General features: G+C 67.7%; 22 protein-coding genes. 15 read left to right on the top strand and 7 right to left on the bottom strand.

Going from position 1 to position 20,652, the window contains the following annotated elements:
- The 5 genes from ACFVHY_RS03895 (at position 1) to ACFVHY_RS03875 (ending at position 5,233) form a co-directional block, all read left to right on the top strand.
- On the top strand, positions 1 to 324 hold the full coding sequence (locus ACFVHY_RS03895; protein WP_065630775.1) for a helix-turn-helix transcriptional regulator: 324 nt from the start codon (positions 1 to 3) through the stop codon (positions 322 to 324).
- Positions 321 to 935: a hypothetical protein gene (locus ACFVHY_RS03890; protein WP_065630774.1), complete on the top strand. Its 615-nt coding sequence runs from the start codon at positions 321 to 323 to the stop codon at positions 933 to 935. The genes ACFVHY_RS03895 and ACFVHY_RS03890 overlap by 4 nt, the downstream gene beginning before the upstream one ends.
- Positions 932 to 1,828, top strand: a complete 897-nt coding sequence (locus tag ACFVHY_RS03885; RefSeq protein ID WP_390268552.1) for an ABC transporter ATP-binding protein — start codon at positions 932 to 934, stop codon at positions 1,826 to 1,828. The genes ACFVHY_RS03890 and ACFVHY_RS03885 overlap by 4 nt, the downstream gene beginning before the upstream one ends.
- A complete protein-coding gene (locus tag ACFVHY_RS03880) occupies positions 1,825 to 3,054 on the top strand; it encodes an ABC transporter permease (RefSeq protein WP_265968817.1) in 1,230 nt (409 codons plus the stop codon). The genes ACFVHY_RS03885 and ACFVHY_RS03880 overlap by 4 nt, the downstream gene beginning before the upstream one ends.
- Before the next feature lie 463 nt (positions 3,055 to 3,517).
- On the top strand, positions 3,518 to 5,233 hold the full coding sequence (locus ACFVHY_RS03875; RefSeq protein ID WP_390268840.1) for a DUF222 domain-containing protein: 1,716 nt from the start codon (positions 3,518 to 3,520) through the stop codon (positions 5,231 to 5,233).
- 22 nt (positions 5,234 to 5,255) lie between these two features.
- On the opposite strand, the gene ACFVHY_RS03870 is transcribed toward ACFVHY_RS03875, so the two are convergent.
- From ACFVHY_RS03870 to ACFVHY_RS03855, 4 genes are all read right to left on the bottom strand, one after another.
- Positions 5,256 to 6,545, bottom strand: a complete 1,290-nt coding sequence (locus ACFVHY_RS03870) for a cryptochrome/photolyase family protein (protein WP_390268837.1) — start codon at positions 6,543 to 6,545, stop codon at positions 5,256 to 5,258.
- Positions 6,546 to 6,559: 14 nt separating this feature from the next.
- The gene (locus tag ACFVHY_RS03865) at positions 6,560 to 6,928 is read right to left on the bottom strand and encodes an FKBP-type peptidyl-prolyl cis-trans isomerase (protein ID WP_058251588.1); all 369 of its coding nucleotides are present in this window, start codon (positions 6,926 to 6,928) and stop codon (positions 6,560 to 6,562) included.
- A 56-nt stretch (positions 6,929 to 6,984) separates the two neighbouring features.
- On the bottom strand, positions 6,985 to 8,307 hold the full coding sequence (locus tag ACFVHY_RS03860) for a citrate synthase (protein ID WP_078113443.1): 1,323 nt from the start codon (positions 8,305 to 8,307) through the stop codon (positions 6,985 to 6,987).
- Between the two features lie 61 nt (positions 8,308 to 8,368).
- Positions 8,369 to 9,319 carry a carbohydrate kinase gene (locus ACFVHY_RS03855; protein ID WP_390268548.1) on the bottom strand — a complete coding sequence of 317 codons (951 nt, stop codon included), beginning with the start codon at positions 9,317 to 9,319 and terminating at the stop codon, positions 8,369 to 8,371.
- Between the two features lie 123 nt (positions 9,320 to 9,442).
- Here ACFVHY_RS03855 and ACFVHY_RS03850 point away from each other — a divergent pair, with 123 nt between their 5' ends.
- The 6 genes from ACFVHY_RS03850 to ACFVHY_RS03825 all read left to right on the top strand — a co-directional run bounded on the left by ACFVHY_RS03850 (position 9,443) and on the right by ACFVHY_RS03825 (position 13,212).
- Entirely contained in the window at positions 9,443 to 10,108 is a 666-nt protein-coding gene (locus tag ACFVHY_RS03850) for an allophanate hydrolase subunit 1 (RefSeq protein WP_390268545.1), read from the top strand.
- Positions 10,105 to 10,977 carry a biotin-dependent carboxyltransferase family protein gene (locus tag ACFVHY_RS03845; protein ID WP_390268542.1) on the top strand — a complete coding sequence of 291 codons (873 nt, stop codon included), beginning with the start codon at positions 10,105 to 10,107 and terminating at the stop codon, positions 10,975 to 10,977. The genes ACFVHY_RS03850 and ACFVHY_RS03845 overlap by 4 nt, the downstream gene beginning before the upstream one ends.
- A 126-nt stretch (positions 10,978 to 11,103) precedes the next feature.
- Entirely contained in the window at positions 11,104 to 11,499 is a 396-nt protein-coding gene (locus ACFVHY_RS03840; protein ID WP_035718303.1) for a phage holin family protein, read from the top strand.
- Entirely contained in the window at positions 11,500 to 11,757 is a 258-nt protein-coding gene (locus tag ACFVHY_RS03835; RefSeq protein ID WP_390268539.1) for a DUF3618 domain-containing protein, read from the top strand.
- A 65-nt stretch (positions 11,758 to 11,822) separates the two neighbouring features.
- On the top strand, positions 11,823 to 12,092 hold the full coding sequence (locus ACFVHY_RS03830) for a DUF4235 domain-containing protein (RefSeq protein WP_390268536.1): 270 nt from the start codon (positions 11,823 to 11,825) through the stop codon (positions 12,090 to 12,092).
- A gap of 55 nt (positions 12,093 to 12,147) precedes the next feature.
- The gene (locus ACFVHY_RS03825; protein WP_390268533.1) at positions 12,148 to 13,212 is read left to right on the top strand and encodes an oxygenase MpaB family protein; all 1,065 of its coding nucleotides are present in this window, start codon (positions 12,148 to 12,150) and stop codon (positions 13,210 to 13,212) included.
- Positions 13,213 to 13,226: 14 nt separating this feature from the next.
- Here the strand turns inward: ACFVHY_RS03825 and ACFVHY_RS03820 are convergent, their stop codons facing one another.
- The gene (locus tag ACFVHY_RS03820; protein WP_390268530.1) at positions 13,227 to 14,300 is read right to left on the bottom strand and encodes an isopenicillin N synthase family dioxygenase; all 1,074 of its coding nucleotides are present in this window, start codon (positions 14,298 to 14,300) and stop codon (positions 13,227 to 13,229) included.
- A gap of 44 nt (positions 14,301 to 14,344) precedes the next feature.
- Complete coding sequence (locus tag ACFVHY_RS03815) at positions 14,345 to 15,613, bottom strand: MFS transporter (protein ID WP_288815517.1); 1,269 nt, start codon at positions 15,611 to 15,613, stop codon at positions 14,345 to 14,347.
- Between the two features lie 157 nt (positions 15,614 to 15,770).
- Between ACFVHY_RS03815 and ACFVHY_RS03810 the strand changes: the two genes are divergently transcribed.
- Positions 15,771 to 16,217, top strand: a complete 447-nt coding sequence (locus ACFVHY_RS03810; RefSeq protein ID WP_390268527.1) for a hypothetical protein — start codon at positions 15,771 to 15,773, stop codon at positions 16,215 to 16,217.
- A gap of 25 nt (positions 16,218 to 16,242) precedes the next feature.
- Here ACFVHY_RS03810 and pdxH read toward each other — a convergent pair whose 3' ends face one another.
- The gene (pdxH, locus tag ACFVHY_RS03805) at positions 16,243 to 16,938 is read right to left on the bottom strand and encodes a pyridoxamine 5'-phosphate oxidase (protein WP_390268834.1); all 696 of its coding nucleotides are present in this window, start codon (positions 16,936 to 16,938) and stop codon (positions 16,243 to 16,245) included.
- 167 nt (positions 16,939 to 17,105) lie between these two features.
- Here pdxH and ACFVHY_RS03800 point away from each other — a divergent pair, with 167 nt between their 5' ends.
- The 3 genes from ACFVHY_RS03800 to serC all read left to right on the top strand — a co-directional run bounded on the left by ACFVHY_RS03800 (position 17,106) and on the right by serC (position 20,636).
- Positions 17,106 to 18,233: a citrate synthase 2 gene (locus ACFVHY_RS03800; RefSeq protein WP_165630399.1), complete on the top strand. Its 1,128-nt coding sequence runs from the start codon at positions 17,106 to 17,108 to the stop codon at positions 18,231 to 18,233.
- 175 nt (positions 18,234 to 18,408) lie between these two features.
- A complete protein-coding gene (locus tag ACFVHY_RS03795) occupies positions 18,409 to 19,305 on the top strand; it encodes a hypothetical protein (RefSeq protein WP_226512719.1) in 897 nt (298 codons plus the stop codon).
- A 185-nt stretch (positions 19,306 to 19,490) separates the two neighbouring features.
- Positions 19,491 to 20,636 carry a phosphoserine transaminase gene (gene serC, locus ACFVHY_RS03790; protein WP_390268523.1) on the top strand — a complete coding sequence of 382 codons (1,146 nt, stop codon included), beginning with the start codon at positions 19,491 to 19,493 and terminating at the stop codon, positions 20,634 to 20,636.
- The last annotated feature ends 16 nt before the right edge of the window (positions 20,637 to 20,652 follow it).

Genomic DNA, 20,652 nt, shown 5'->3' with positions numbered 1-20,652 from the left:
GTGAGTCCAATACGCCGTGGGGAAAAGCTCCCCATCTACAACCGCATCGGCGTGCTGCGGGCGGAGCGTCGGATGTCGCGGGCCGAACTCGCCGCAGTCGTCGGCATCAACGTCCAATCGGTGGGCGCACTCGAGCGCGGCGACAACTACCCCAGCCTCGACCTGGCGTTCCGCATCTGCGACGTCTTCGACCTACCGGTGGAAGCGGTGTTCAGCCGGCACGAATTCGGGGCGATGTCGTCGGCGCTGTACCGGCGCGAATCGTCGCCACGTCAAGACCTGCATCCAGCCACCCACACCGACGAGTCCGGAGGTGAACGATGAACGACCCCAATTCGGCCATCCCCGAGGAGGCCACACCCGCCCTCTGGCGCCGCTACGAGGAGTGGCGGGGCCGCCGGCACCAGGAGTTCAACGACAAGAACGCACACCGCCTCACCTCGTGGCGCACCCGGCGAACCTATCGGCGACTCGTGCTCGTGCAGGCGTTCTTCGCCATCCTGCTGATCCTCAGCTCGATTCTCGCGTTCTTCGACACCGGTATCTTTTTGGTGCCCTTCCTGATCGGACTCGCCGGCATCATCACGACCCTGTACCTGACGCGGATCGTCACCGGGTCGATCGCCGACACGCCGGTCACCGCTCTCGATGAGATCCAGGTGGCGCAACGCAATTCGGCGCGTTCCATCGGTTTCACCGTTCTGTACAGCCTGATGTTCATCCCGTACGCGGTGCTGGTCGTCCTCAGTTTCGACGACCAGGTGTCCGGCCAGGCGGTCTACGGATCGGCCATCCTGCTCATCACGCTCGTCCTGGCCGCGATCTGCGTGCCCACCATGCTCACCGCATGGTGGATGGCCGATCCCGATCCCGAGGACTTCGCGTCATCGACATCCGACCCGACCACCATCCCCAGTGAGGAGAGTGCGCAATGACCGCACCACTGATCGTCGACGGGCTCCACAAACGCTATGGAGACCTCATCGCGCTGCGCGACATGACCTTTGCCGTCGACCCCGGCGAGATCTTCGGGTTCGTCGGCAGCAACGGCGCCGGCAAGTCCACCACCATGCGCATCATCCTCGGCGTGCTGGCCGCCGATTCCGGAGAGGTTCGCCTCGGCACCCAGCCGATCGACCTCGACCTGCGTCGGCGGATCGGGTACATGCCCGAGGAGCGAGGCCTGTACCCCAAGATGAAAGTCGGCGAACAGCTGACCTTTCTCGCACGGCTGCATGGAATGTCGGCGGCCGAGGCGCAGGACTCCGTACAACGCTGGACCGACCGCCTCGGTGTGGGCGCCCGCTACGACGACAACGTCGCCGACCTGAGCCTCGGCAACCAGCAGCGGGTCCAGCTCGCCGCCGCCCTGGTCCACGACCCCAGCGTCCTGGTGCTCGACGAGCCGTTCTCGGGCCTGGACCCCGTCGCCGTCGACGTGATGAGCGATGTGCTCAAAGAGAAGGCAGCCGAGGGCATCCCGGTGATCTTCTCCTCGCACCAACTCGACCTCGTGCAGCGACTCTGCAACCGTGTCGGCATCATCGCGCGCGGTGAGATGCGCGCCCTCGGCACGGTCGACGACCTGCGTGCGCGCGAGGGCATCACCCTCGAGATCACCGGTCCGCGTGCCGATGTCGCGTGGGCCGACTCCCTGCCCGGTGTCCGCGGCGTCGACTACGGCGAGACGACCCGCCTGCTGATCGACCCTGAGATCGCCGACGATCAGCTGATCCTGGCGACCGCCCTCCAGAACGGGCCGGTGCACCGGTTCGCGACCTCGACCCCGTCCCTGACCGACCTGTTCCGAGAGGTGGTTTCCGCATGACCACGCTACCCGACACCCCGGTGTCCACCACCGGTTCTGATCCGAGAGCATCTGCCGCACAGGCGATCCGGCTCGTCGCTGGCCGTGAGATCACCACGCGCGCCAAGACGAAGTCCTTCGTCGTCAGTACCGCGCTGCTCATGATCGTGATCGTCGCCGGTTCCATCATCATCAACCTGTTCTCCGGCGGCGACGACGTCGAGAAGGTCGCCGTCGTGGGTCAGCCGGCCGCCGTCACCGAATCCATCGTCTCCGTCGGTGAGGCCTCCGGCACGACGATCGCCACCGAGCCGGCCGACACCGTCGAACAGGCACGCGATCGGGTCAACAGCGGCGACGTGAAGGCCGCGCTGGTGCCCGGAGAGACGCCGGGATCGTATGTGATCATCACCAAGGACAGCCTCGAACCAGCTGTGGAGGGCCCGATCCGCACCGCGGTGTCGCAGGCGAATCTCTCTGCGGCACTGGCCGAACGCGGTGTCGACGCCGCCACCCTGCCGACCGTGGACATCTCGGTCTCGCAGACCGAACCGGACAACCCCGACGAGGGACAGCGCCTGCTCATCGCGATGGTCGGCGTGGTGCTGCTCGTCACCGCGATCATGATGGGCGGCACGATGGTCGCCGTCGGCGTCGTCGAGGAGAAGACGTCGCGCGTCGTAGAACTGCTCCTGGCGACCATCAAGCCGCTGCATCTGCTGTGGGGCAAGATCATCGGCATCGGTGTGGTCGCACTCGGGCAGGTGGTACTACTCGGTGCCACCGCGCTGATCGCGGGCACCGCGACCGGAATCCTCACCCTTCCGGGCGCCGCCATCGGGATGTTCGCGGCGGTGATCGCCTGGTTCCTCCTCGGCTTCCTGTTCTTCTCCTCGCTCTATGCAGCAACCGGGGCCATCGTCTCCCGGCAGGAGGAGCTGAACTCGTCGTCCGCGCCGCTGACATTCCTCGCGGTGGCGGTGCTGTACTCCGGCATCTTCGGTGTGCAGGCGATGGATTCGACGCTGATCGAGGTGCTCAGCTGGATACCACCTTTCAGCGCGGCACTCATGCCGATGCGCATCGCGACCGGCGACACCGATGCCGTCCAGATCATCGTCACCTTCGGCCTGATGGGCGCCGCGTGCGCGGCCGCCACCTGGATCGCCGCGCGGATCTACCAGCGGTCCATCCTGCGCACCGGCTCGCGGATCGGCTGGGGCGAGGTGCTCAAACTCGCCCGCTAAGCCTGAGGAGCGAGCTTGCGAGCGTCACCCTCCGATCCCTGAGGAGCGAGCTTGTGAGCGTCACCCTCCGATCCCTGAGGAGCGAGCTTGTGAGCGTCACGAAGGGTCCTGTTGCGATGCGTGGCAGGACCCTTCGCCGCGCCCTCCGCTGGTTGAGCCGATACCCCCTCCGCTGGTTGAGCCGGCACCCCCCTCCGCTGGTTGAACCGACACCCCCCCTCCGCTGGTTGAGCCGGCAACGAGCCGCTAGGCGAGTCGCCGTGTCGAAACCACCTCGCGACCCGACGGTCTCATCCGCCGCCAACCCGGACGGATTCATACCGCAACGTCCAGAGACGATTTCGTCGACGACGACGTCATCTGCTGTGGAGACTCATCCAGGTTTTGTCGGTGGTCGGGTTTAGATTGGTTGGTAACAGAACACACCCCGGAGAAGGGGTGGGTCGAACAGGCGTCGGGGGGCGTGGTGAAGGCGTGGACCGATCTACCGGGCGAGTACGTCGCCGGGGTCGATCCTGCCCACGCCGCCGAGACCGACATGGTGATGTTGATGGCCGGCCTCGACGCCACCCGACGCGGCGAGTCCTACCTCGCCTGGCACCGCTATCAGACGATCGCGGCGATGACCGACCGCCTGATCACCACCAGCGCATCGGGGTTCGTGATGGACGGCCACGCCGACTGCGCCGCCCGCATCGCCCGCCAAGCCGGGGTGTCCCGCCGGCACGCCGAAACCCTCATCGACGAGGCCCTCGCACTACGGGATCGGCTCCCCGAGGTAGCGGACACGCTGCGTGACGGGGTCCTGTCGCAGTGGCAGATCCGGTTGGTCATCTCCCGCACCGAACTGATCCCCACCGACGACCCCATCACCCCCGCGTTGGATGCCGAGATCGCCGACACGGTGCGCCGCCGTAAGGGTGTGTGGGATCGGGCGCGCCTGCGGGACATGGTCGACCGCCTCGTCTTTCGCCACGACCCCGACGCGGTACGGCAACGCCGCAAAGACGCCATGGACCAGCGTGGGGTGTGGACCCACGAACTGCCCGACGGCACCGCCGAACTCACCGCCGTGATGTCGGCGGAGAACGTGCGGATCTCGGCCAAAGCCGTCGCCATCCTCGCCGACTCCGCCTGTAAGCGGGATGGCCGCACCCAGGGGATACGACGATCCGATGCGATGTTCGCGCTGTTGACCCGCACGGCATTCGAGTGCCAGTGCGACGATGAACAGCCGTGCACCGCCGACATCCCCGACCCACAGAGCGTGCTCGACGCGGTCCGCGCCGAAGTCGTGATTCATGTCGTCACCGATGCCGCGACCCTGGCCGGGGCGCCCGGGGTGGGGTTCCTCGACGAGCACGGCATCATCAGCGACGAACACGTCCGTGACCTCGCCGCCCGCCCCGACGCCACCCTCACCCCGGTCACCCCCGCCCGCACCCAACCCACCTACGTCGCCGACACCGCCGATACCGCCGACGATGCAGCACCGCGAACTGCCCATCGCCCCGCACCGGCTGACACAGTCGAGTCGACTGTCCACGACGGCACTGATGTCGACGCAGCCCAACCAGGTGATATCGGCGAGACCGGTGGCCTCGCCTCGGGCGTAGCGGTGGTGTATCCGGCGACCCATCCCGGCAACGGGTACCGGCCCACCACGTCGTGCGCCGATTTCGTGCGAGTCCGGGACGGCTACTGCACCGAACCCGGCTGCACCCGTTCAGCGTTCGCCTGCGATCTCGACCACGTCACCGAATACGACCACACCGACCCCGCCCGGGGTGGAGCGACGTCGAGTGAGAACCTCAACGCCAAATGCCGTCCCGGTCACTTGTTGAAAACCCACGGGGACTGGATCGATGTGCAGTACCGCGACGACGACGGCCGCCTGATCACCGAATACGAGACCCCCGAAGGGGTCACCCTGCCCGGCGACGCCGAAACGCTCGAAGACACCTTCCCCAACCTGCGGCGCATCCGGTTCGAACAAGCCGCCCAAGCCCCACCCACCCCACGCGTCATCGCCCCGGTCGACAACCCGGAGCGCACACACAGCCGACTGGACGCCAAACTGGCCCGCCGGAGACAAGAACGCGCCCGCAACAAGAAACGACGCGAGGCCGAACTCGAAGCCGACCGTCGCGACTTCCTCGAGAATCCGCCACCATTCTGACGGACTCGTCCTCGGAGGTCAGCTAGATCTGGCCGAAACGGCGGAGCGCTTCCTCACGCTCGGCTTTGTGGTCGACCATCGGCTCGGGATAGTCGTCGGCGTCGACGTCACCGACCCAGCGTCGGACGTACTCGCCGTCGGGATCGAACTTCTTTGCCTGCGCCTCGGGGTTGAACACCCGGAAGTACGGCGCCGCATCGGTTCCCGTACCGGCGGCCCACTGCCAGCCGTGGTTGTTCGACGCCATGTCACCGTCGATGAGCTGCTCGAGGAACCATTCCGCTCCCCACCACCACGGCAGGTGCAGGTCCTTGACGAGGAAGGACGCGGTCACCATGCGCACCCGATTGTGCATGTACCCGGTCTCCGCGAGCTGACGCATCCCGGCGTCGACGAGCGGAAAACCGGTACGCCCGGCCTTCCATGCGTCGAAACGCTCGTAGGCCTTCTTGTCGGTGTCGAGGTCGATGCCGTCGAACTGTCGATTCCAGTTGTGCCACAAGCTGTGTGGCCAGTGGAACAGCACGTCGGCGTAGAAGTCGCGGAAGGCGAGTTCGCGTAGATACGCCTGCGGCCCCTTACCCCTGCCGAGATCGGCGGCCATCGTCCGGGGATGGATGTTGCCGTACTTGAGATACGCCGACATCCGGCTGGTGCTGTCACCCGCGGGATCGTTGCGGCCGGAGTCGTAGTCGGCGAGACCGTCGTCGACGTACTCGGCCCACCGCTCGAGCGCCGCGTCCTCACCGGCGGGCAACGACAACCCGGTCGGCGACTTCGGTATCTTGATGCGCCCGGTCTTCGTCAGCTCGGACGGGTCGACGATCTTCTTCGCAGGCACCGTCGAATCGGCCGGTGCACGCCATCCGTGGTCACGCCACCGCTTGAAGTACGGGGTGAAGACCTTGTACGGCTCGCCGTCGTCTTTGGTGACGCGACCGGGTGAGACGAGGTACGGCGACCCGGTCGCCACGAGCTCGATGTTGCCGAGCGCGTCGGCGACGGCCTCGTCGCGTCGGCGGCCGAACGGGGCGAAGTCCTCGGAGATGTGCACACGTTCGGCGTCGACCGCCCGGGCCAGCTTCGGGATCTCGACCTCGGGCCGGCCCCGCACGACGAGCAGCTTGCCGCCGAGCTTGTCGTCCAGTTCCCGCAGGGAGTCGAACAGGAACGCGAGTCGACGCTCGCCCGCGGACTTCTTCAGCCGCGGGTCGACCACAAAGCACACGAGGACCGACGAATCGGTCCTCGAGGCGGCCGCGGCGAGCGGCGGGAGGTCACTCAGGCGTAGATCGCGCCTGAGCCAGACCAGTTCGGTGGCGGACGTCAGCCCACTCCGAGCAGGTCGATGACGAACACGAGGGTCCGTCCCGAGAGACGGTGTCCGGCACCGGCGGAGCCGTAGGCGAGCTCGGGCGGAACCGTCAGCTGGCGGCGTCCGCCGACCTTCATCCCGGGGATGCCCTCCTGCCAACCCGGGATCAACCGGTCCAGCGGGAAGTTCGCCGATTGGCCGCGATCCCACGACGAATCGAACTCTTCGCCCGTCTCGTAGTCGACCCCGACGTAGTGGACGTCGACGATGCCGCCGCGAGCGGCTTCCTCGCCCTCGCCGACGATGAGGTCGGAGATGGTGAGGTCGGCCGGCGGGGGTCCCGCCTGGAACTCGACCACTGGCTTCTCGGTGCTGGTCACTGGACTCTCCTTTGAGTCGGGTGTTCGGCGGTCAGGCGGTGCGTCGGAACGGTCGCTCAGCGATCGCCCATCTGCACGTAGTCGCGTTCGGTGTAGCCGGTGTAGAGCTGACGCGGACGGCCGATCTTGGTGGTCGGGTCCTCGTGCATCTCGCGCCAGTGCGCGATCCATCCCGGCAGGCGTCCCAGCGCGAACAGCACGGTGAACATGCGCGTCGGGAAGCCCATCGCACGGTAGATGACACCGGTGTAGAAATCCACGTTCGGGTACAGCTTGCGCTCGATGAAGTAGTCGTCGTTGAGGGCGACCTCTTCGAGACCCTTGGCGATGTCGAGCAGGTCGTCCTGCACGCCAAGCGATTCCAGGATCGTGTCGGCGGTCTTCTTCACGATGGCGGCGCGCGGGTCGTAGTTCTTGTAGACGCGGTGACCGAAGCCCATGAGCTTGACGCCGGCTTCCTTGTTCTTCACCCGCTTCATGAAGTCCTTGGTGTCGCCACCGTCGGCGCGGATGTCGTCGAGCATCTCGAGCACGGCCTGGTTGGCGCCGCCGTGCAGCGGGCCCCAGAGTGCGTTGATGCCGCCGGAGATCGAGGTGAACAGGTTGGCCTGCGACGAACCCACGAGGCGGACGGTCGAGGTGGAACAGTTCTGCTCGTGATCGGCGTGCAGGATGAACAGCATGTCGAGGGCCTTGGCGACCTCGGGGTTGACCTCGTAGGGCTCCGCGGGGAAGCCGAAGGTCATCCGCAGGAAGTTCTCGACGAGGCTCAACGAGTTGTCGGGATACAGGAACGGCTGTCCCGCCGACTTCTTGTACGCGTACGCCGCGATGGTCGGCAGCTTCGCGAGGAGCCGGATCGTCGACAGCTCGACCTGCTCGTCGTCCTTGGGATCGAGCGAGTCCTGGTAGTAGGCCGACAGCGCGTTGACCGCACTCGACAGCACCGGCATCGGGTGCGCGTTGCGGGGGAATCCGTCGAAGAAGCGCTTGAGATCCTCGTGCAGGAGGGTGTGGCGCTGGATCTTGGTGGTGAAGTCCTCGAGCTGAGACGGTGTCGGGAGCTCCCCGTAGATGAGCAGGTAGCTCACCTCGATGAAGGTCGACTTCTCGGCCAGCTGGTCGATCGGGATTCCGCGGTAGCGCAGGATGCCGGCGTCACCGTCGATGTAGGTGATGGCCGATTTGGTCGACGCGGTGTTCACGAAGCCACCGTCGAAGGTGGTCAGATTGGTCTCGGCCAGGAACTTGCCGAGCGCGACCGAGTCGGTGCCCTCGGTGGCCTTCAGGATCGGGAGCTCCAGCTGTCCACCGGGGTAGGTGAAGGTCGCTGAGGCCGTGTCGGACGCCTGGTCGGCTGGGACTGTTTCAGCAGACACACGAACCCCTTATTCAGATCAGAGATTTTTACAGTGACCGGGTAGGACACACAGGTACAACCTAGTCGCTTCTCAGCTCGCCCGCCCACGGAGGGTCGGCGCCGGGCCTCGACACCGTCACCGCAGCCACGTGAGCTGCGAATTCAGCCGCTTCCCGCCACTGCTGGAGGGTCAGGGAACGCACTGCTCCGGGCGTGAGCCGACCACGCCGGTCCAGGTGATTGACAAGGCCCCCGAGCACGCTGTCCCCGGCACCGATCGTGTCGACGACGTCGACGGCCGGCGCCGGCGAATTCACCTCACCGGCCGCGGTCCGGACGGTGATGCCCGAGGCTCCCGCCGTGGTGACCACCGCGGCGACGCCGTCGGCCAGCCAGTCTGTCGTCGAACTTCCCGCGGACCCCTTGTTGAGCCAGGCCGCGTCCTCGTCGGACAGTTTGACCACGTCCACCGACGACATCCAGCTCCGGAAGCGCCGTCGATAGGCCTCGGGGTCGGCGATGACCGCGGGCCGGATGTTCGGGTCCAACACCACGACTCGGCCCTCGGCCCGGCATCTGCGCATCAGGTTCTCGTACACCGTGGCACCGGGTTCCAGGACCAGCGAGAGGGTTCCGAAGGTCACCGCCGCGACCGTCGGCGGCAGTGCGCCGGGATCGCCGACTGCGCGATCTGCAGTGCCCTCCACGTAGAAGGAGTAGTGCGCCGAACCGTCGTCGGCGATGGTCGCCAGGGCCAACGAGGTGGGCTCGTCACGACGCTGGACCAACGTGGTTCCCACGCCGGCGGCCCGGAGTGCGTCGAGGACCGCATCGCCGTAGGTGTCGGTGGACACCGCGGACAGCAGCGAGACCGCACTCCCCAACCGTCCCAGCGTGATTGCGACGTTGAACGGGCCACCACCCAGTGCCGGCTGGAGCGGCGCGAGACCGCCGGCGGTCGCGTCGTGCCGGCCACCGCCCTGCTGTACGACATCGACGAGCGCCTCACCGCAGACGACGATCTCTCTCACTGTCTCTCCTCACGTTCCGTCGGCCATCCCGCGCCCGTCCTCTCCGAGTCTGCCACCGAACGCAGGCCCCTCCGCCCGAGTTCAATCGGTGGGACACCGTGTCGCGCGGGGTAAGTTCGTTGGATGCACGAGTTGCCGGCGGGCCCCGACGCGGTGGTCCTCGACTTCTCGGCCGACGACTCACCGTCGGCCGCGGTACTCAGCGCGGTCGCGGCGCTCCGCGAAGCGATCCGGGGTGGTGAACTCCCCGAGGTCACCGACCTCGTGCCCAGCGCGCACACGGTGCTGGTCCAGGCCCGTCCCGGCCGCGGGCTGGACGAACTCGGTGTCCGCCGGGCGCTCCGGCGTCGGAAGCGCGCGGGCGATCCCGACACCCACAGCACCGACGAGATCGTCATCCCGGTCGTCTACGACGGTGCCGACCTCCCGGATGTCGCTGCGGCACTGGAGATGACGACCGACGAGGTGATCGGGCTGCACTGTCGCACCCGATGGCGCGTCCAGTTCATGGGCTTCGCACCGGGTTTCGGGTATCTCGTCGCCGACGACGAGGCAGCGCATCCGTTCGACGCCGTCGGCCGACGCCGGGAGGCCCGCACGAATGTTCCGGAGGGGTCGGTCGCGCTTGCCGCCGGGTACAGCGCGGTGTACCCGAGGTCGAGTCCTGGCGGTTGGCAGTTGCTGGGCCGCACCCATGTTCGGCTGTGGGATGCCGGTGCCGATCCCCCCGCCCGGCTCGCTGCGGGCCGGGTGGTCCGCTTCGTCGACGCCGGACGCGACGACACATGACCTCGCTGACCGTTCTCGCGACGGGACCCCTCGCGACTGTTCAGGACCACGGCCGACCCGGCTACGCCGATCTCGGTGTCCCCGGTTCCGGCGGTGCTGATCGTGGCGCCCTCGCGCTGGCCAATCGTCTTGTGGGCAATGCGGAGTGGGCGGCAGTCGTCGAGACGACGCTGGGCGGGTTCCGGGCACGCGTCGACGCCGACGTCCTGGTCGCGGTCACCGGGGCGGATACCGTGGTGCGCCACAACGGGGTCCCCGCGGGGCTCGCCGCGGCACTGGTGCTGCGCGCCGGTGACGAGCTGGCCCTCGACACCCCCGGCTGGGGGTTGCGCAACTACATCGCCGTGCGGGGTGGGATCGACGTCGAGCCCGTACTGGGTTCCCGGTCGACCGATACGCTGTCCGGGCTCGGACCGCCACCTCTCGGCACGGACGACCGTCTGCCCGTGGGCGATGCGGCCCGCGACTGGCCCACCGCTCTGTCCGCCCCCGCCGACCGCAAGCACCCGCCTGTCGTCGTGCTGGAGTGCCACGAGGGTCCGCGGGCCGGGCATCTCGAGTTGCCGTCCGATCTGTTCGTCGGAACGTGGCTGGTCGGGTCCGACAGCAACCGGGTCGGGGTGCGGATCGACCGCGCGGAGGGGTCGGCGCAGCCGCTCCTCGCCCATCGCGCCGGCGCCGCCGAGCTCCGTTCGGAGGGGATCGCCCACGGGTCGGTCCAGGTCCCGCCCAGCGGCCGTCCGGTGATCTTCCTCGCCGATCACCCGGTCACCGGCGGCTACCCCGTGGTGGCGGTCCTCGCCGCGGGCGCGGTGGACCTGGCCGCGCAGCTGGTGCCCGGATCGGAGATCCGATTTCGTCGGTGCTGATCGGAGATCCGATTTCGTCGGTGCTGATCGGAGATCCGATTTCGTCGGTGCTGATCGCGCGGACACGACGTTTCGGCTTCGACCGCCGCGGGAACGCATACGAGCGTCCCGATAGGAGGTACGAGCGTGAGTGATCCGTCTGTGAACGACTTGTCGACCGTGCAACTCGTCGAACGTCTGCAACAGCAGACGACGACCCTGGTGAAGACCGAACTGCAGCACGCCGTCGCGGAGATGAAGGGCAAGGGCACCCGCATCGGGGTGGGTGCGGGGATTTCCGGCGCGGGCACGCTGCTGGTGTTGTTCGGCCTCGGCACGCTGGTCGCGGCGGCCGTGCTCGGACTGGCGAACGCCGTGCCGGCGTGGCTGGCAGCGGTGATCGTCGGCGTCGTGCTGCTGGTCATCGGCGGGGCCGCCGCGGCGATCGGCGCCAAGCGCGCCAAATCCGCTGTGCCCCCGGCACCGGAGCGAACCGTCGAGAGTGTCCAGCGTGACGTGGCGACTGTGAAGGAGCACCTGTAGATGAGTGAGACACATCCCGACCAGAATCCGACCGACGATCCGCCGCCGATCGAACAACAGCGGGAGGAGCTGGCCGAGACGGTCGACGCTCTCGCGGCCAAGCTGGATGTCCCGGCACGGGTGAACGAGGCGGCGTCGAAAACCGCGCATACCGCGGAGGTGAAGGCCCAGGAGAACCAGACCGTGTTGATCGGCGCGGCCGTCGCCGCGGTGGTGGCGCTGGGCGCGTTCATCGTGATCCGCCGCCGTCGTCGCTGACCGGCCGTCGTCGCTGAGAGGCCGCCGTCGGGCGGTTGTAGTCGAGCCAAGAGCAAGGAGCTGTCATGAGTGCCGTATCGAAGTCGATGTACAAACCGATGTCCCTCGCGACCAGCGTGCTCGGCGGTATCGCCGCCGGCGCGGTGTTCGGGCAGATCTGGAAGCGGATCTCCGACGACGAGTCGGCGCCCGATCCCAAGGATCTCGAGCGCAGCAATACAGAGGTTCTCGTGGCCGCCGCGCTGCAAGGACTCGTGTTCGGTCTCGTTCGCGCCGCCGTCGACCGCGCCGGAGCGCGCGGGTACCGGGCGGTGACCCACGAGAATCCGGAGTGACTCCCGGTAGACCCTCGGTTGACACTCGGGTGAGACGAACCTATCGTTTCGTCTCATGGCCGAGGTTCTGAACGTTTCCCAGGACACCTGTCCCGTCGACGCCGCGTCGGCCGAGGCCACCTGCCCGGCCGGCGCGGCGTCGTCGGCGACACACGGGTACGAACCCCTTGGCCCGGATTCGCTGACCTGGCAGATCTGGGGGACCTGGACGGGGATGTTCCAAGGTCTGTGGGCCGGGTCGATCCAGAACATGCATCCCAAGCTGGGTGCGGCGGTGTGGGACCATTCGGACTTCTTCGGCGAACGGTGGCAGCGCCTGATGCGCTCCCTGTATCCGATCAGCGGCGTCGTCTTCGATTCCGTCATCCCCGGCGCCCGGACGGGGGAAGAGGTGCGCGACTACCACCTCACCGTCAAGGGCACCATGGAGGACGGGTCCCGCTATCACGCATTGGATCCCGACGTCTTCTACTGGGCCCACGCCACGTTCTGGTACGGCAACGTCCGACTGTGCGAACGCTTCGGCCCCTTCCTCACCGAGGACCAGAAGCGTCAGCTCTTCGAGGAGTCCAAAGCCTGGTACGCCCAGTACGGCGTCTCCATGCGTCCCGTCCCGGAGACTTACGAGGACTTTCTGGAGTATTGGGACCACATGTGCCGCAACGTGCTTCGTGATCACGTGTCGGTCCGCACGGTCCTCGACATCACCCAGCTGCCACCCCCGCCCTTCCTGAGCTTCATCCCGACGTGGCTGTGGGACCGGTACCTGGTGCCGCAGAACCAGAAACTGTTCATGTGGCTGACCACCGGGTTCTACGACGAGCCGATCCGCGAGATCCTCGGGCTCGAGTGGACTGACAAGGACGAACGTCGATTCCGTCTGGTGGGTAAGGGCATCAACCTCGTGATGCACAAGCTCCTACCCAAGCGGGCGCTGCGCCACCCCCGACCGCGCGATGCGTGGGATCGCGTGCACGGCAAGGTCGCCGTGGATGCACCGATCGTGCACACGCCGACGCGCAATCTCCCGCCGCAGAGCGAGCGCGGCAACCCGATGCACTATTGCCCGGTGACCGCGGCACGGCGGGCGTCGTACCCGGGTGTGCTCACCGCGGACTGACACACGCCGAACGACTACTGCTGCCCCTGGCTTCGTCGTATCGCCTGCCGGACACGTCCGGCCTCCCGAGGGGCGTGCGGATTCGGACGGCCCGCTCGGGAGCCGGCGAGCTTCGCACCGATGTGTTCGCCCACGGTGATCGGCGAGTAGCGGCTGCCCGCCCCCACGCACGACGGCAGGGTCGAGATCATCGCGTCGAGGTTGCCGTCGTGGAAATAGGCGGCCGAGCGACGCCGCTCCACCGTTCCGTCGACGACGGGCGGCTTCACCCGGTGCAGGGTGGACATCCACCGCTCGTTGGTCCAGCGCGCCATCAGATCGCCCAGGTTGATCAGCAACGCGCCGTCGGCGGGACTCACGTCGTGCCAGTCACCGTGCTGGTCGAGAACTTGCAGTCCCTTGACCTGGTCGGCCCACAACACGGTCACGATGCCGTAGTCGGTGTGCTCCCCCATGCCGGTGAGGTCGCCGTCCAGCTCGATCTCACCGGGCGGCAGCGCGTAGTTGTTCATCCGGAGCACGTCGAGCGAATGGTCGGTGAATCCCTCGAAGAAGTCGGCGGGTAGGTCGAGGGCATCGGCGAAGATCCTGGTGAGCGTGTGAGCGACGCGTCGTGCCTCGTTGAAGTATGCCGAGACCGCCGCCTGGAAATGTTCGACGGCCGGCCACGTGTTCGTCGCGTAGTGGTCGGCGGGTAGATCGAGTTCCGGGTACTGCGTCGCCTCCACGCCGACGTTGAAGGCCTCGAAGAAGTCGTTCATGCGTGCCGCGGACTCGACGCCCAGCGACAACGACAGGGATTCCGACTTCGGGGGCGCGTATCCCCGATTGATCTCCGGTGGCGTGCGGTAGGTCTTCTTCAGCTCCAGTGGCAGCGCGAAGAAGACATCCATGGCGGCGGTGAACTCGTCGATGACGGCGGCGGGGATTTCGTGCCCGACGACCTGGATGAAGCCGACCGAACTCGCCGCGTCGTCGAACCTGGCCGCCACCACGGCCCGATCGGCCGGGTCACCGTTCCGCGTGTACGGCGAGATGTCGATGAGCGGTACGTCGAATCCGGTGGCGGCGGCGGTCATGGCGTCCATGGTGGCACCGATCGCGAGACCGCGCTGGTCGGCGGAACCCGTTCTCAGGTGCGCTGACCGGCGCGGTAGTGCACGAAGGCGGGGATCAGCAACGCCGCGATGATCGTCGCGACGACGACCGCGATACCGCCGAACGCGGTCGCGGCGGCGACCCCGATCGAGGCGGCCGCGGCGCCGTGGGCGACATCGGCGATCCGGGGCCCGCCGGCGACCACGACGATGAACACGCCCTGCAGGCGACCGCGGACCTCGTCGGTCGCGGCGGTGAGCAGAATCGACTGCCGGAACGCCGCCGACGCCATGTCGGCCGCGCCGCCGATCATCAGCAACACCACCGCGACGATGAGCATCGGCATGGCCGTTCCGTCGGCGAACGACACCGCGATCCCGGTTCCGGTGATCGCCAGACCCCAGATGATGATGCACACGATGACCGCCAGGCCCTGGCGCTGCACGCGGGCGACCCAGCCCGAGAAGATCCCACCGACGACGGCTCCCGCGGAGATCGCCGTGAACAGCAGGGCGAAGGCGATGCCGCCGCCCTCGGGACCGCCGAAGTTCTCGTGGGCCATCTGCGGGAAGAGCGCCCGCGGCATGCCGAAGATCATGGCGATCAGGTCGACCAGGAACGACGCCAGGAGGATCTTGTGCCCGGCGAGATACCGCAGACCTTCGAGGACCGAACGCAGGCCGGCCACCTTGGGCGCGGCATCGCTCTCCGGCCGCAGCGACGGCAGCATCGCGACGGCGATGAGCGTCGGCAGCAGGAAGATCGTGTCCACGAAATACAACAGCGAATAGCCGAGGACGGGGATCAGGGCGCCGCCGACGAGTGGCCCGGCGATGGCGCCGGCCTGCATGACCGTCATGTTCAGCGACAGCGCGGCGGGCAGGTCCTTGGCGTCGAGCAGCCGCGGTAGCACCGCCGTCCGCGTCGGCTGGTTCACGGCGAAGAACGCCTGCTGAACGGCGAAGAGCACCAACACGATCCACACGTTCTGCCCACCCGCCGCGGCCTGCGCCCAGAACAGGGCGCTGCAGACGATGAGGCCGACGGTCGTGATGATGAGCAGGGTCCGGCGGTCGACGACGTCGGCCAGCGCCCCACCCCACAGCCCGAACACGACGAGCGGCACCAGGCCGAAGACACCGGTCAGTCCGACGTAGGCAGAGCTACCGGTGACCTCGTAGATCTGGGCCGGCACCGCGACCACACTCAACTGCGCGCCGATGACGGTGACGATGTTCGCCAGCCACAGTCGCCGGAAGTACTGGTTGCGCAGCGGCGCGGTGTCGGCGAGGAGGCGGGGCATTTCGATGATGCTAAGACCGCCCGCCGACATCCGGTCACGCAGGCACTCCAAAGGCCACCTGTGGACAGTGCCGTCGTGTGGTCGCTGCCCTCCGCTATGGTCATTCCGCCCGAGGCGCACCTCGCACCTTGGTCGGGGCCCGGAGAAGGGGATGCACATGGGTGTTCGACGCTGGATGATGGTGGTGACGGTCGCGGTGGCCGTCGTACTCGGCCTCGCGGTTCCGGGGACGGCACAGGCCGGTCCGCGGTATCCGACGGCCGGCGATCGGATCACGGTGCAGGTCGCGTCGGATCAGCAGAGCGCGTACGGCTTCTGGTGGGTCGACGGTCACAACCGGATGTCACCTCGCGGGGGCCGCGTGGGTATGAACCTGCGCGACTACGATCCGAAGAGCCGGTTGTGGTCGACCACAACCACTTTCACCTCGCACAAGCAGCGACAGCAGACAGCCGCGAACATCACGTCGTGGGGCGGTTATGCCCGGTGCACGATCTGGGTGAACGGCGTACGCGTCGCGCACCATGTGTATCGGGCACCGATCTTCGCCCAGGCGCAGTGCGGCATCGCCAGACTCGACCCGAACCGCCTCGACTACCGCTGACGGCCCGCAGGAGGGGTGTCGACGCTCAGGGCTGCAGCCGTTCGGCCCGCCAGGAGTGATCGACGTGGGTCAGCCGAACCCGGTTGTGCAGGCGGTTTGCTCGCCCCTGCCAGAACTCGACCTCGACCGGGACGATGCGGTACCCGCCCCAATCGGACGGGACCGGGACCTCGGCACCCTCGTCGAACCCGCCGTAGGCCTCGGCGAGGTCGGCGGCCTTCTGCTCGAGTTCGACGCGGCTGCCGATGGGCCGTGATTGCTCGGACGCGGCCGCCGAGAGCTGCGAACCGCGGGGGCGAAGCTCCCAGTACGCCTGGATCTCCAGGGCGCTGACGTGTTCGACCGGACCGCGGAAGTGCACCTGCCGTTCCAGCGCGATCCAGGGAAACGTCACCGAGGCATACGGATTCGCGGCCAGGTGTCGGCCTTTGTCGGAGTCGTACCCGGTGAAGAAGACAACGCCGTTCGCGTCGACCCCCTTGCACAGGACGGTGCGGGTCGACGGCCTGCCCTCGGCGTCGGCGGTGCCGAGGACCATCGCGTTGGGCTCGGCGATCCGGGCGTCGACGGCTTCCCGGAGCCAGACATGGAAGAGGTCGAGCCACGGCGGGTCGCCTCGCAGCCAGCTCGGGTCGAGGTTCTCGCGGATGCCGTCGGCACCGGCGGCGCGGTCGCCCTCGCCGATGTTGGGTGGGATGCCGCCGCCGTATCCGACGCGCATGTTCGGCAGGTCGATGGGGTCGCGCGACTCGTCCAGCACTTTCCTGACGCTACTCCGACCGTGCTCGTTACTCCGGGGTACACGCGGGGCGTCGTGCTGATCTACAGTTCGTCGTGGATTGCATCCCCGTGGATGCACGACACGGACGTCGAGTGAGGTGGGTTGCCATGGCCAACACTGTTCCCGAGGATTTCGTCGCCGGACTCGAGGGTGTGGTTGCCTTCACGACCGACATCGCCGAACCGGACAAGAACGGCGGCAACCTCCGCTACCGCGGCGTCGACATCGAGGACCTGGTCGAGAACAAGGTGACCTTCGCCGACGTGTGGGCCCTCCTGGTCGACGGCAGGTTCGGCGACGGCCTGCCGCCGGCCGAACCGTTCCCGCTGCCGATCCACACCGGTGACGTGCGCGTCGACGTCCAGGCCGCGCTCGCCATGCTCGCCCCGATCTGGGGTTACCAGCCGCTGCTCGACATCGACGACGAAACCGCCCGCGACAACCTCGCCCGCGCGTCGGTGATGGCGTTGTCGTACGTGGCGCAGTCCGCGCGCGGCATCCACCAGCCCGCGGTCCCCCAGCACGTCATCGACGAATGCGACACCGTCACCGCACGTTTCATGACCCGCTGGAAGGGCGACCCCGATCCCCGGCACATCGCCGCGATCGACGCCTACTGGGTCAGCGCCGCCGAGCACGGCATGAACGCGTCGACGTTCACCGCACGGGTGATCGCCTCCACCGGAGCCGATGTCGCGGCCTCGCTGTCGGGTGCGATCGGCGCCATGTCCGGCCCCCTCCACGGCGGCGCCCCCGCACGCGTGCTGCCGATGATCGAGGAGGTCGAGAACACCGGCGACGCACGTGGACTCGTGAAGGGGATCCTCGACCGCAAGGAGAAGCTCATGGGCTTCGGGCACCGCGTCTACCGCGCCGAGGACCCGCGTGCCCGCGTGCTCCGCCGCACCGCCCAGGAATTGGGCGTCCCCCGCTTCGAGATCGCCGCCGCACTCGAGCAGGCCGCGCTCACCGAACTCCGCGAACGACGCCCCGACCGCGCCATCGAGACCAACGTCGAGTTCTGGGCGGCGGTCATCCTCGACTTCGCCGAGGTGCCGACGCACATGATGCCGGCGATGTTCACCTGCGGCCGGACCGCCGGCTGGTGTGCGCACATCCTCGAGCAGAAGCGCCTCGGCAAGCTGGTCCGCCCGGCCGCGATCTACACCGGCCCGAGCCCCCGTCGCCCCGAGGACGTCGAGGGCTGGGGTGACGTCGTGAAGCCGGGCCTGTAGGTCCGTTCCACCAGAATCGCTACTTCCCCCACAGATTCGCTATTCACAGATAGCGAATCTGTGGTCGAGGTAGCGACCCTGTGGAGGCCAATCGGCTGTGGACAACGTCTGAGTGAATTCAACAGGGACGCCGAGGCACCCGCAATCGGACCGGGGCGGCCTCACCATCGAGCGCATGCCCGACAATCACGTGATCCGACGGTCCGCTCTCGCAGCCCGTCTCGGCGAGGACGAGATCCGGTTGCGTCAGGAGACTGGCGCGCTGCGGAGCGTATGGCGAGGTGCGGTGCACCTCGGACCCGCGCCCGACGACGAGCTCGAACGCTATCGCCTGAAGATCCGCGGCGCCGTGGCCGTCGGCGGGAACGGACGCGTGGTCAGCCACGAGTCCGCCGCCGCGCTCCACGGCATCCCCCTCCTCCGACCGGACATGACCACAGTCCACTTCACCTCGTCCAAGACCGGTCGTACCGGGGACAAGATCCACATACACCGCGACAACCTGCCGGACGAGCAGGTGATGTCCGTCGACAACGTCCGGGTGACGACGCCGGCCCGCACGGTCGCCGACGTGGCCCGCCTGGGGACGTTCGAACAGGCAGTCTGCTGCCTCGACAGTGGTCTCCGCTCCGGCATCACACACGCCGAGATCCAGGCCGTCGTGGCGTCGAGCATCAAGATGAAGGGCATCCGACAACTGCGTCAGGCGCTCTCGATGGCCGACGCACGATCCGAAAGCGTAGGCGAATCCTTCAGCCGCGCAACGATGATCGCCGTCGGACTTCCGCTCCCCGACCTCCAGGTGACCATCCTCGACGGCGACGGCAGGTTCGTTGCCCGCGGCGACTTCGGCTGGGACGACAAGGTCATCGGCGAGTTCGACGGCAAGGTCAAGTACTCGGGACAGTTCGGCACGCCCGCGTCGGAAACGGTGGTCGACGAGAAGCGACGTGAGGACGCCATCCGGCGAACGGGGCGGCTCGTCGTGCGGTGGACGTGGCAGGACCTCCTGGACCCGCATCACTTCCGTGGCCTCATCACAGGTGCCCTCCGCGATGCGGGACTCGTCTGACGTGCCCGCCCCAGAAGCCCTACTCGACCCAGAGGTGCGCTACTTCCAGGTAGCGCACCTTTCGATGAAACAGCGATTCTGCATGGGGCCACCGGCGCAGAGATCGCCGCTGCACCACCCGGCTGCCGACACCTAACCCGAGGCGCCCCCACAGGTGGCCGGGGCCACTCCCTAGAATTGCCGTCATGAGCGAAGCCGCCACCGCATCCATCACCCTGCCCGCCGAGCTGCTGCCGTCGGACGGCCGCTTCGGTTGCGGGCCGTCGAAGGTTCGCCCCGAGCAGTTGCAGTCCCTCGTCGACACCGGCGCGTCGGTGTTCGGCACCAGCCACCGCCAGGCACCGGTGAAGAACGTCGTCGGCTCGATCCGCGAGGGTCTGTCGAACCTGTTCTCGCTGCCCGAGGGCTACGAGGTCGTGATCTCCAACGGCGGCACCACGGCATTCTGGGACGCCGCGGCGTTCGGCCTGATCAAGCAGCGTTCGCTGCACCTCACCTATGGCGAGTTCTCGTCGAAGTTCGCGACGGTCTCGAAGAAGGCCCCCTTCCTCGACTCGCCCGCGGTCATCTCGACCGACCCCGGCACCGCGCCCGACCCGGCCGCGCTGACCGTCGACGACTTCGGCGGCGTCGACCTCATCGGCTGGGCACACAACGAGACCTCGACGGGCGTCGCGGTGCCCGTCGTCCGTCCCGCCGGTTCGGATGACGCGCTCATCGCCATCGACGCCACCTCGGGTGCGGGCGGCCTGCCCGTCAACGTCGCCGACGCCGACGTCTACTACTTCGCGCCGCAGAAGTGCTTCGCCGCCGACGGCGGGCTCTGGGTCGCGCTGATGAGCCCGCGCGCGCTCGCACGCATCGCCGAGATCGCCGAGACCGATCGCTGGTGCCCGGAGTTCCTGTCGCTGCCGACCGCCGTCGACAACAGCAGCAAGAACCAGACCTACAACACCCCGGCCGTCGGATCGCTGCTGCTGTTCGACAACCAGATCGAGTGGATGAACAACAACGGCGGCCTCGACTGGTGCGTCTCGCGCACCGCCGATTCCAGCTCGCGTCTCTACCAGTGGGCCGAGGCGAGCGAGTTCGCCACGCCGTTCGTCACCGAGGCGGCCAACCGCAGCCAGGTCGTCGGCACGATCGACTTCAACGACGATGTCGACGCCGCGGCCGTCGCGAAGATCCTTCGCGCGCACGGGGTCGTCGACACCGAGCCGTACCGCAAGCTCGGCCGGAACCAGCTGCGCATCGGCATGTTCCCGGCCATCGAGCCGGAGGACGTCAGCAAGCTCACCCAGTGCATCGACTACATCGTCGAGCGCCTCTGATCCCCTGCTCGACACC

The sequence above is a fragment of the Gordonia sp. NPDC127522 genome (assembly GCF_042672305.1).
In the GTDB taxonomy this organism is placed as follows: Bacteria; Actinomycetota; Actinomycetes; order Mycobacteriales; family Mycobacteriaceae; genus Gordonia; species Gordonia hongkongensis.
This window is presented reverse-complemented; position numbering and strand designations above follow the sequence as displayed.